This window comes from Janibacter sp. CFPM2_SD2, from assembly GCF_057364645.1.
In genome coordinates this window covers 1-9,009 of the sequence record NZ_JBNFOF010000133.1, presented here as the reverse complement: position 1 = coordinate 9,009, position 9,009 = coordinate 1, and the positions used below count along the sequence as shown (strand labels likewise).

Genomic DNA, 9,009 nt, shown 5'->3' with positions numbered 1-9,009 from the left:
CCAGGCGGCGACGAGCGCGCCGCGGCGGCGCTCTGGTCGTCGGTCGAGCTGACGACGACCGGGGCGAGGTCGGCCATGACGTCGGTGAGGACCTCGGCGACGTCACCGGCGGCGATGCCGTCGGCGCCGACGTGCAGCCACACCGAGCTCACGCCGTGCTCGAGGTCGTCGAGGACCGCCTTGCGGCTCGCGGCCGCGTCGGGGTCGTCGTGCAGCTGGCGCACGTCCCACGGCAGGTCGGGGTTGCGGGGGCCACGGCCACGGGTGAAGGGCATCGCGCCCGGCACACCGAGGGCGGTGCCCGGCTGCGGCCAGTAGATCGGGTCGATGTCGATGCCGCCGGGCAGGTGGCTGGTCAGGGCCTCGCGGGCGCCGGCGCCGTCGACCTTGCGGTCGTCGGGACGGGACTTGTTGACGACGGCGGCGGCCAGGTCCGCCCACGCGTCCGGGCCCACCGGGGCGAAGCCCTCGGCCAGGCCCATGACGTCGTCACGTGCAGGGGGAAGGGTCATCCTCGAAAGCTCCTCATCGACCCGGCCGCGGCGTCACGGCGTCGGACATGACTGACTTCGCACCCTACCGACCGTCACCACGGTGCGAAGGGGGTGTCCAGCGTCGCGTGGGCCACACCCTGAAGGGTGTCCGAGATCAGTCCAGCGGACCGAAGGGAGCGCCCAGCGCGGTGAGCTCTGCCTCGCCACCGTCGAGGGCGGTGAGCACCCACAGGCCGCGCTCGGTGAGCGCGACGGTGTGCTCCCAGTGGCTGGCGACGGAGCCGTCGTCGGTGACGACGGTCCACTCGTCAGGCAGCACGTGGTTGGCCTGGTCGCCGAGGGTGACCATCGGCTCGATGGCCAGGGTCGTGCCGACCGGCGTGCGCGGCTGACGGCCGGGCTCGCGGTAGTTGGGCACATTGGGCGGCAGGTGCATGTGCTCACCGATGGCGTGACCGGTGTAGTCCTGCACGATGCCGTAGTCGACGCCGTCGGCGCGCGCGTCGTCGGTGATCGAGTCCTCGACCGCGCCGCCGATGTCGTTGAGGTCCCCTCCGGGGCGAAGGGCGGCGAGCCCGGCCCACAGGGAGCGTCGGGTGACCTCGTTGAGCCGCACGGCGGCCGGGTCACCTGCGGCATCGCCCCCGACGACGAGGGTGATGGCGGAGTCGCCGTTCCACCCGTCGACCTCGGCGCCGCAGTCGATGCTCAGCAGGTCGCCGTCACGCAGCACCCGGTCGCCCGGGATGCCGTGCACGATCTCGTCGTTGACCGAGGTGCACAGCGTGTTGACGTAGCCGGGGACGAGCTGGAAGTTGGGCACTCCCCCGCCGCTGCGGATGAAGTCCTCCGCGAGGGCGTCGAGCTGCCCGGTCGTGACGCCGGCGCGGACCTCGCCGCGCAGCATCTCGAGGGTGCGACCGGTGAGCAGACCCGCCACGCGCATCGCCCGGAGCTGGTCCGGGGTGCGCGGGCGGATCCGCTCACGGCCGAAGAGGGACAAGACTCAGGCGCCCAGGGCCGCGACGATGCGCTCGGCGACCTCGTCGACCTCGCCCTCACCGTCGACGTGACGAGCAGGTTGCGCTCGGCGTAGGCGTCGGACAGCGGCTTGGTCTCACGGTGGTAGATGGCCATCCGCTCGCGGATGACCTCCTCGGTGTCGTCGACGCGACCCTCGAGCTCGGCGCGCTTGAGCAGGCGCGCGACGACGAGCTCGTCGTCGACGACGAGCTCGAGCACCTTGTCGATCGCGTGGTCGCCCTTGGCGAGCATCGCGTCGAGGGCGGTCACCTGCGCGGTCGTGCGAGGGTAGCCGTCGAGGAGGAAGCCCGGAGCGGCGTCGTCCTGCGCGAGGCGGTCCTCGACGATCGCGTTGGTGATGTCGTCGGAGACGTAACCACCGGAGGCGAGGATCTCCTTCACCTGGAGACCGAGCTCGGTCTCATTCTTGATGTTGGCGCGGAAGATGTCACCCGTGGAGATCGCGGGGATGCCGTAGTGCTCGGCGATCCGGCCGGCCTGGGTGCCCTTGCCGGCACCGGGGGGACCCAAAATGATCAGACGCATCAGCGGAGGAATCCTTCGTAGTGGCGTTGCTGGAGCTGGGACTCGATCTGCTTCACCGTCTCCAGACCGACCCCGACCATGATGAGGATAGAGGTACCGCCGAAGGGGAAGTTCTGGTTGGCCCCGACGAGCACGAGTGCGATGAGCGGGATCAACGAGACGAGAGCGAGGTAGATGGCGCCCGGCACGGTGATGCGGGTGAGCACGTACTGGAGGTACTCGGCCGTGGGTCGCCCGGCCCGGATACCTGGGATGAAGCCTCCGTACTTCTTCATGTTGTCGGCAACCTCGGTGGGGTTGAACGTGATCGACACGTAGAAGAAGGTGAAGAAGAGGATCATCGCGGTGAAGACCGCCATGTAGATGGGGTGGTCACCCCGGACGAGATAGGTGTTGATCCAGTCGACCCAGCCGGGGTTGTCACCCTGCGGGTCGGTCTGGAACTGCGCGATCATCTGCGGCAGCGCGAGCATCGAGCTCGCGAAGATCACCGGGATGACGTTGGCCATGTTGACCTTGATCGGGATGTAGGTCGAGGTGCCGCCGTACATCTGCCGGCCGACCATCTTCTTGGCGTACTGGACCGGGATGCGGCGTTGGCTCTGCTCGACGAAGACGACCGCGGCGATGATGACCAGGCCGATCGCGATGACGAGGAAGAAGAGGTCCCAGCGGCCGTCGCGCTGCTGGATCGCCCACAGCGAGCTGGGGAAGGTCGCGGTGATCGACGTGAAGATCAGCAGCGACATGCCGTTGCCGACGCCCTTGTCCGTGACGAGCTCGCCGAGCCACATGATCAGACCGGTGCCGGCCGTCATCGTCAGGACCATGAGGATGATCGAGAACATCGAGTCGCGGTAGAGGATAGGCCCGCACTCGGCGTTGTTGAACAGGCTCGCGGGGTTGCGTGCGAAGGTGATGAAGGTGGCCGACTGGAGGATGGCCAGGGCGATCGTCAGGTAGCGCGTGTACTGCGTCATCTTCGCCTGACCCTGCTGCCCCTCCTTCTTCAGCGCCTCGAAGCGAGGGATGACGACCGTGAGCAGCTGCACGATGATGCTCGCGGTGATGTACGGCATGATCCCGAGCGCGAAGATCGACAGCTGGAGCAGCGCCCCACCGCTGAAGAGGTTGGCCATCCCGAGGAAGTTGTTGCCGGCGTCCTGCCGGGCCCCCGCGATGCAGTCCTGCACCGCCGTGTAGTTGACGTTGGGCGTCGGCACGTGCGACCCGAGGCGGAAGAGCACGATGATGCCCAGCGTGAAGAGCAGCTTGCGCCGCAGGTCGCGTCTTGAACGCCCGGGTGAAGACGGAGAGCACGTGGGTTCCTCCAGGACGGTGCCGGGATGCAGATGTGGGCTGCGGGCAGGGCCCACCGACGGTGAGCAACCTGTCAGACGATACCTGCCGCGACTGCGAGGTCGCGACGTGACCCGCATCCCCCTTCGACGAAGGGGGCCGGGAGACGCGTCGAGGCCGTCCCGGTGAGCCGGGACGGCCTCGATGCAGATGGACCGAAAGGGGTCAGCGAGCAGTGATGCTGCCGCCGGCCGCCTCGATTTTCTCCTTGGCGCTCGCGGAGAAGGCGTCGACCGTGAGGTCGACCTTCACCGTGATCTCGCCGGAGCCGAGCACCTTGACGAGGTGACCGTCGCGGACGGCACCCTTCGCCACGAGCTCCTCGACGCCCACGCTGCCACCCTCGGGGAAGAGCGCGGAGATGCGGTCGAGGTTGACGACCTGGTACTCGGTCTTGAAGGGGTTCTTGAAGCCACGGAGCTTGGGCAGACGCATGTGCAGCGGCGTCTGACCACCCTCGAAGCGCTCCGGCACCTGGTACCGGGCCTTGGTGCCCTTGGTACCGCGGCCGGCGGTCTTGCCCTTCGAGCCCTCACCGCGACCCACGCGGGTCTTGGCGGTCTTGGCCCCGGGAGCCGGACGCAGGTGGTGCACCTTGAGAGCGTGCGTGCCCTGCTCCGGGGTCGGGTTGGCCTTGGAGTCAGCCATGATCAGTCAACCTCCTCGACGGTCACCAGGTGGCGAACCGTCTGGACCATGCCACGGATCTCCGGGCGGTCCTCCTTGACGACGACGTCGCCGATGCGCTTCAGACCGAGGCTGCGCAGCGTGTCGCGCTGGTTCTGCTTGCCACCGATCTCCGAACGGGTCTGGGTCACCTTGAGCTGTGCCATCACGCACCCGCCTTTGCCTTCTCGGCGGCCTCGGCGCGACCAGCGGCCTGGGCGCGCAGCATGGCTGCCGGGGCGACCTCGTCCAGGGGCAGACCGCGGCGAGCCGCGACGGCCTCGGGACGCTCGAGGCCGCGCAGGGCCTCGACGGTCGCGTGGACGATGTTGATCGCGTTGTCCGAGCCGAGGCTCTTGGACAGCACGTCGTGGATGCCGGCGCACTCGAGCACCGCACGCACCGGGCCACCGGCGATGACACCGGTACCGGGGCTGGCGGGGCGGAGCATGACGACGCCGGCCGCGGCCTCACCCTGGATGGGGTGCGGGATCGTGCCCTGGATGCGCGGGACGGTGAAGAAGTTCTTCTTCGCCTCCTCGACACCCTTGGCGATCGCGGCCGGGACCTCCTTGGCCTTGCCGTAGCCGACACCGACGGTGCCGTCGCCGTCACCGACGACGACCAGGGCGGTGAAGCTGAAGCGGCGACCGCCCTTGACGACCTTGGCCACGCGGTTGATGGTCACGACGCGCTCGAGGAACTGGCTCTCGGTGCGGTCACGGCCACCGTCACGACGGTCACGGCCACCGCCGCGGTTGTCACGACGGTCGTTGTTGGAGCGCTCGTTGGTGCCTGCGGCACCGGCGCCTCGACGCTGGGGTCCGGGCATCAGATGTTCCTCTTCTCGACGTTCTGGGTCTGCATCACAGCGTCAGACCCCCTTCGCGGGCGCCGTCCGCGATCGCGGCGACGCGACCGTGGTAGCGGTTGCCACCGCGGTCGAAGACGACGGCCTCGACACCAGCGGACTTGGCGCGCTCGGCGACGAGCTCACCGACCTTCTTGGCCCGCTCGGTCTTGTCGGCCTCGAGCGCACGCACGTCGGCCTCCATGGTCGACGCGGACGCGACGGTCTTGCCGATCGTGTCGTCGACGACCTGGACGAAGACGTGGCGGCTGCTGCGGGTGACCACCAGCCGCGGACGGGCCGCGGTGCCGGTGACCTTCTTGCGCAGGCGAAGGTGGCGACGCCCGCGAGCGGCGCTCTTGCCCTTGGCACGCTTGACGATCTTGGCCATGGGTTACTTACCAGCCTTTCCGACCTTGCGACGGATCTGCTCGCCCTCGTACCGGACACCCTTGCCCTTGTACGGGTCGGGGCGGCGGAGCTTGCGGATGTTGGCAGCGGTCTCGCCGACGAGCTGCTTGTCGATGCCCTGGACGCTGAAGCGCGTGGGGTTCTCGACGTTGAAGCTGATCCCCTCGGGGGCCTCGATGGTGATCGGGTGGCTGTAGCCGAGCGCGAACTCGAGCGAACCGCCCTTGTTCTGCACGCGGTAACCGGTGCCGTGGATCTCGAGCTTCTTCTCGTAGCCCTCGGTGACACCGACGACCATGTTGTTGATGAGGCTGCGGGTCAGGCCGTGGAGCGAGCGCGACTCGCGCTCGTCGTCGGGACGCTTGACCTCGACGCCGGCCTCGGTCTTCTCGACCGTGATCGGCTCGGTCACGATGACCTGCAGCTCGCCCTTGGGGCCCTTGACCTTGACGGTCTGGCCCTCGATGGCGATGTCGACACCGCTGGGGATGGCGACCGGGAGTCGTCCGATACGCGACATGTCTGCTTCCCCTTACCAGACGTAGGCGAGGACTTCCCCGCCCACACCCTTGGTTGCGGCCTGCTTGTCGGTGAGGAGGCCGGAGGACGTGGAGATGATCGCCACGCCCAGGCCGCCGAGCACCTTCGGCAGGTTGGTGGACTTCGCGTAGACGCGCAGACCGGGCTTGGACACCCGGCGCACGCCCGCGATGGAGCGCTCACGGTTGGGGCCGTACTTGAGGTTGATCGTCAGCGTCTTGCCGACGGTCGCCTCCTCGACCTCCCACCCCGCGATGAAACCCTCCGCCTGGAGGATCTCCGCGATGTGCGACTTGAGCTTGGAGTACGGCATGGAGACGACGTCGTGGTGCGCCGAGTTGGCGTTCCGGACGCGGGTCAGCATGTCCGCAATCGGGTCGGTCATGGTCATGGGCTCTGCCTGCCCTCTCTCATCGCGGTTTCCCTCCGGAGCCCGGAGCGACCTTCGATGTAGAACGGTTCGTGGGTTGTGGTGCGACCTGGGTCGCGGTGGGCCCGACAGGTGTCGGACCCAGGGTGGGTCACCAGCTGGACTTGGTCACACCGGGGAGCTCGCCGCGGTGCGCCATCTCGCGAAGGCACACACGGCACAGGCCGAACTTGCGGTAGACCGAGTGCGGCCGGCCGCAGCGCTGGCACCGCGTGTAGCCGCGGACCTTGAACTTCGGCTTCTTGTTCGCCTTGTTGATCAGGGCGGTCTTCGCCATGTCAGTTCTCCTTGAAGGGGAAGCCCAGCTGCTTGAGCAGCGCGCGGCCCTCGTCGTCGTTCGTCGCGGTCGTGACCACGGTGATGTCCATGCCGCGGACGCGATCGATCTTGTCCTGGTCGATCTCGTGGAACATCGACTGCTCGGTCAGACCGAAGGTGTAGTTGCCGTTGCCGTCGAACTGCTTCGGGTTCAGGCCACGGAAGTCACGGATGCGGGGCAGCGCGATCGCCGTGAGGCGGTCGAGGAACTCCCACATGCGCGCACCGCGCAGCGTGACGTGGCAGCCGATCGGCATGCCCTCGCGCAGCTTGAACTGCGCGATGGACTTGCGGGCCTTGGTGACCTGCGGCTTCTGACCGGTGATGGCGGTCAGGTCGCGGATCGCGCCCTCGATCAGCTTGCTGTCCTTGGCGGCGTCGCCGACGCCCATGTTGACGACGACCTTGACGACGCGGGGAACCTGCATCGCGTTGTCGTAGCCGAACTGCTCCTGCAGCGCGGGGACGACCTGATCGGCGTACTTGCCCTTGAGGCGCGGGGCCTCGACGGCGGTCTCGATGGTGTCAGTCATCTCAGAGGTCCTTGCCCGAGCGGCCCGCGACGCGGGTGCGGCTCGCCTTGGTGCGACCGTCGCGCTCGACGGTCTCGACGCGGGTCTTGATGCGGGTCGGCTTGTTGTCCTCGGGGTCGACGATCGCCACGTTGCTCACGTGGATCGGCGCCTCGGAGACGACCAGGCCGCCGGCCTGGCCGCCGATGCCGGCCTTGGTGTGGCGGGTGACCCGCTGGACACCCTCGACCACGACGCGCTGGGTCTCGGTGTTGACCGAGATGACCTTGCCCTGCAGGCCCTTGTCCTTGCCGGACAGGACCTGGACGAGGTCGCCCTTCTTGATCTTGAGCTTGGCCATGGATCAGATCACCTCCGGTGCGAGCGAGACGATCTTCATGAACTTCTTGTCGCGCAGCTCGCGACCGACCGGGCCGAAGATGCGCGTCCCGCGCGGCTCGCCGTCAGCCTTGAGGATGACGGCGGCGTTCTCGTCGAACTTGATGTAGGAACCGTCGTTGCGACGACGCTCCTTGGTGGTGCGGACGATGACGGCCTTGACGACGTCACCCTTCTTGACGTTGCCACCGGGGATGGCGTCCTTGACGGTGGCGACGATGGTGTCGCCGACGCCGGCGTACCGGCGGCCGGAGCCACCGAGCACGCGGATGCACAGGATCTCCTTGGCACCGGTGTTGTCGGCGACGCGCAGTCGCGACTCCTGCTGGATCACTTCTCACTCCTGTCGTCGTGCTGGTTCTCGCTCGCGGCGAGCCTGGCCGAACTGATGTGGTCTTCGCGGGCGAAGGGGGCGGATGCGCCCCCTTCGCTCCGGGGTGGCCTTACTTGGCCTTCTCGAGGATCTCGACGAGCCGCCAGCGCTTGTTGGCGGACAGCGGTCGGGTCTCCATGATGAGGACGTGGTCACCGATGCCGGCGACGTTCTCCTCGTCGTGCGCCTTGACCTTGGAGGTCTTGCGCATGACCTTGCCGTAGAGCGCATGCTTGACGCGGTCCTCGACCTCGACGACGACGGTCTTGTCCATCTTGTCGCTGACGACGTAGCCGCGGCGGGTCTTGCGGTCGTTCCGCTGGGTCACGGTGGTGTCCTTCTCGTTCTCGGTCACTTGCTCTCACCGATCCCGAGCTCGCGCTCGCGCATCTCGGTGTAGATGCGGGCGATGTCCTTGCGGACGGCGCGGAGCCGGCCGTGGTTCTCCAGCTGGCCGGTGGCCGACTGGAAACGGAGGTTGAAGAGCTCCTCCTTGGCCTTGCGCAGCTCGTCGACCAGGCGGTCGTCGGTCAGCTCGCGCAGGTCGGCCGGGGTCAGGTCCTTGGATCCGACTGCCATCAGTTGACACCACCCTCACGCACGACGAAGCGGCACTTCATCGGCAGCTTGTGCATCGCCAGGCGCATGGCCTCGCGAGCGACGGTCTCGTCGACACCGGAGATCTCGAACATGATCCGGCCCGGCTTGACGTTGGCGACCCACCACTCGGGCGAGCCCTTACCGGAACCCATGCGGGTCTCAGCCGGCTTCTTGGTGAGCGGACGGTCCGGGTAGATGTTGATCCAGACCTTGCCGCCACGCTTCATGTAGCGCGTCATGGCGATACGAGCCGCCTCGATCTGGCGGTTCGTGACGTAGGCCGGCTCGAGAGCCTGGAGGCCGTAGTCACCGAAGGAGACGACGGTGCCGCCCTTCGACATGCCGGAGCGCTTGGGGTGGTGCTGCTTGCGGTGCTTGACCCGTCGGGGGATCAACATCTCAGGACTCTCCCTCGGTCTTGGCCGGGGCCTCGGCGGCGGGGGCCTCAGCGGGGCGGGCGGCCTGGGCCTGACCTCGTTGCGGTCGCC

General features: G+C 67.9%; 14 protein-coding genes and 3 pseudogenes. All 17 read right to left on the bottom strand.

The features are described from left to right. Window positions 1-512 (bottom strand): annotated as a pseudogene (locus tag AC2W7J_RS12455) (methylmalonyl-CoA mutase small subunit); the annotation flags it as partial. Window positions 513-648: 136 nt separating this feature from the next. Next, a complete protein-coding gene (map, locus tag AC2W7J_RS12450) occupies window positions 649-1,497 on the bottom strand; it encodes a type I methionyl aminopeptidase (protein ID WP_421007175.1) in 849 nt (282 codons plus the stop codon). Between the two features lie 3 nt (window positions 1,498-1,500). Further along, window positions 1,501-2,063 (bottom strand): annotated as a pseudogene (locus AC2W7J_RS12445) (adenylate kinase). Beyond that, window positions 2,063-3,383: pseudogene (gene secY / locus AC2W7J_RS12440) on the bottom strand (preprotein translocase subunit SecY). The pseudogenes AC2W7J_RS12445 and secY overlap by 1 nt, the downstream one beginning before the upstream one ends. Before the next feature lie 204 nt (window positions 3,384-3,587). Further along, entirely contained in the window at window positions 3,588-4,070 is a 483-nt protein-coding gene (gene rplO, locus AC2W7J_RS12435) for a 50S ribosomal protein L15 (RefSeq protein ID WP_255185368.1), read from the bottom strand. Between the two features lie 2 nt (window positions 4,071-4,072). Beyond that, window positions 4,073-4,255: a 50S ribosomal protein L30 gene (gene rpmD, locus AC2W7J_RS12430; RefSeq protein ID WP_072623779.1), complete on the bottom strand. Its 183-nt coding sequence runs from the start codon at window positions 4,253-4,255 to the stop codon at window positions 4,073-4,075. After that, window positions 4,255-4,920 carry a 30S ribosomal protein S5 gene (gene rpsE, locus AC2W7J_RS12425; protein ID WP_255185367.1) on the bottom strand — a complete coding sequence of 222 codons (666 nt, stop codon included), beginning with the start codon at window positions 4,918-4,920 and terminating at the stop codon, window positions 4,255-4,257. The genes rpmD and rpsE overlap by 1 nt, the downstream gene beginning before the upstream one ends. 34 nt (window positions 4,921-4,954) lie before the next feature. After that, window positions 4,955-5,329, bottom strand: coding sequence for a 50S ribosomal protein L18 (gene rplR, locus AC2W7J_RS12420; protein WP_303708048.1), 375 nt, complete (start codon window positions 5,327-5,329; stop codon window positions 4,955-4,957). 3 nt (window positions 5,330-5,332) lie between these two features. Further along, a complete protein-coding gene (gene rplF, locus AC2W7J_RS12415) occupies window positions 5,333-5,869 on the bottom strand; it encodes a 50S ribosomal protein L6 (RefSeq protein ID WP_255185366.1) in 537 nt (178 codons plus the stop codon). A gap of 12 nt (window positions 5,870-5,881) precedes the next feature. After that, window positions 5,882-6,280: a 30S ribosomal protein S8 gene (gene rpsH / locus AC2W7J_RS12410; protein ID WP_255185365.1), complete on the bottom strand. Its 399-nt coding sequence runs from the start codon at window positions 6,278-6,280 to the stop codon at window positions 5,882-5,884. 130 nt (window positions 6,281-6,410) lie between these two features. Then, window positions 6,411-6,596, bottom strand: coding sequence for a type Z 30S ribosomal protein S14 (locus tag AC2W7J_RS12405; protein ID WP_007924699.1), 186 nt, complete (start codon window positions 6,594-6,596; stop codon window positions 6,411-6,413). A 1-nt stretch (window position 6,597) separates the two neighbouring features. Further along, on the bottom strand, window positions 6,598-7,170 hold the full coding sequence (gene rplE, locus AC2W7J_RS12400) for a 50S ribosomal protein L5 (protein WP_255185364.1): 573 nt from the start codon (window positions 7,168-7,170) through the stop codon (window positions 6,598-6,600). A gap of 1 nt (window position 7,171) precedes the next feature. Beyond that, window positions 7,172-7,510 (bottom strand): 50S ribosomal protein L24, encoded by a 339-nt coding sequence (gene rplX, locus AC2W7J_RS12395; RefSeq protein ID WP_255185363.1) that lies wholly within the window; start codon window positions 7,508-7,510, stop codon window positions 7,172-7,174. Between the two features lie 3 nt (window positions 7,511-7,513). Then, window positions 7,514-7,882, bottom strand: coding sequence for a 50S ribosomal protein L14 (rplN, locus tag AC2W7J_RS12390; RefSeq protein ID WP_068315433.1), 369 nt, complete (start codon window positions 7,880-7,882; stop codon window positions 7,514-7,516). Window positions 7,883-7,991: 109 nt separating this feature from the next. Next, on the bottom strand, window positions 7,992-8,276 hold the full coding sequence (rpsQ, locus tag AC2W7J_RS12385; protein WP_421007177.1) for a 30S ribosomal protein S17: 285 nt from the start codon (window positions 8,274-8,276) through the stop codon (window positions 7,992-7,994). Continuing rightward, window positions 8,273-8,500 (bottom strand): 50S ribosomal protein L29, encoded by a 228-nt coding sequence (gene rpmC / locus AC2W7J_RS12380; RefSeq protein WP_303708045.1) that lies wholly within the window; start codon window positions 8,498-8,500, stop codon window positions 8,273-8,275. Before rpmC ends, rpsQ begins: the two co-directional genes overlap by 4 nt. After that, on the bottom strand, window positions 8,500-8,919 hold the full coding sequence (rplP, locus tag AC2W7J_RS12375) for a 50S ribosomal protein L16 (RefSeq protein ID WP_255185361.1): 420 nt from the start codon (window positions 8,917-8,919) through the stop codon (window positions 8,500-8,502). Before rplP ends, rpmC begins: the two co-directional genes overlap by 1 nt. Window positions 8,920-9,009 lie beyond the last annotated feature (90 nt).

Coding starts and splice junctions, on each gene's coding strand:
- rplP (WP_255185361.1), bottom strand. CDS start 8,919: ATGTTGATCCCCCGACGGGTCAAGCACCGCAAGCAGCACCACCCCAAG.
- rpsE (WP_255185367.1), bottom strand. CDS start 4,920: ATGCCCGGACCCCAGCGTCGAGGCGCCGGTGCCGCAGGCACCAACGAG.
- rpsH (WP_255185365.1), bottom strand. CDS start 6,280: ATGACCATGACCGACCCGATTGCGGACATGCTGACCCGCGTCCGGAAC.
- rplO (WP_255185368.1), bottom strand. CDS start 4,070: ATGGCTGACTCCAAGGCCAACCCGACCCCGGAGCAGGGCACGCACGCT.
- rpmD (WP_072623779.1), bottom strand. CDS start 4,255: ATGGCACAGCTCAAGGTGACCCAGACCCGTTCGGAGATCGGTGGCAAG.
- rplE (WP_255185364.1), bottom strand. CDS start 7,170: ATGACTGACACCATCGAGACCGCCGTCGAGGCCCCGCGCCTCAAGGGC.
- rpmC (WP_303708045.1), bottom strand. CDS start 8,500: ATGGCAGTCGGATCCAAGGACCTGACCCCGGCCGACCTGCGCGAGCTG.
- rplR (WP_303708048.1), bottom strand. CDS start 5,329: ATGGCCAAGATCGTCAAGCGTGCCAAGGGCAAGAGCGCCGCTCGCGGG.
- AC2W7J_RS12405 (WP_007924699.1), bottom strand. CDS start 6,596: ATGGCGAAGACCGCCCTGATCAACAAGGCGAACAAGAAGCCGAAGTTC.
- rplF (WP_255185366.1), bottom strand. CDS start 5,869: ATGTCGCGTATCGGACGACTCCCGGTCGCCATCCCCAGCGGTGTCGAC.
- rplX (WP_255185363.1), bottom strand. CDS start 7,510: ATGGCCAAGCTCAAGATCAAGAAGGGCGACCTCGTCCAGGTCCTGTCC.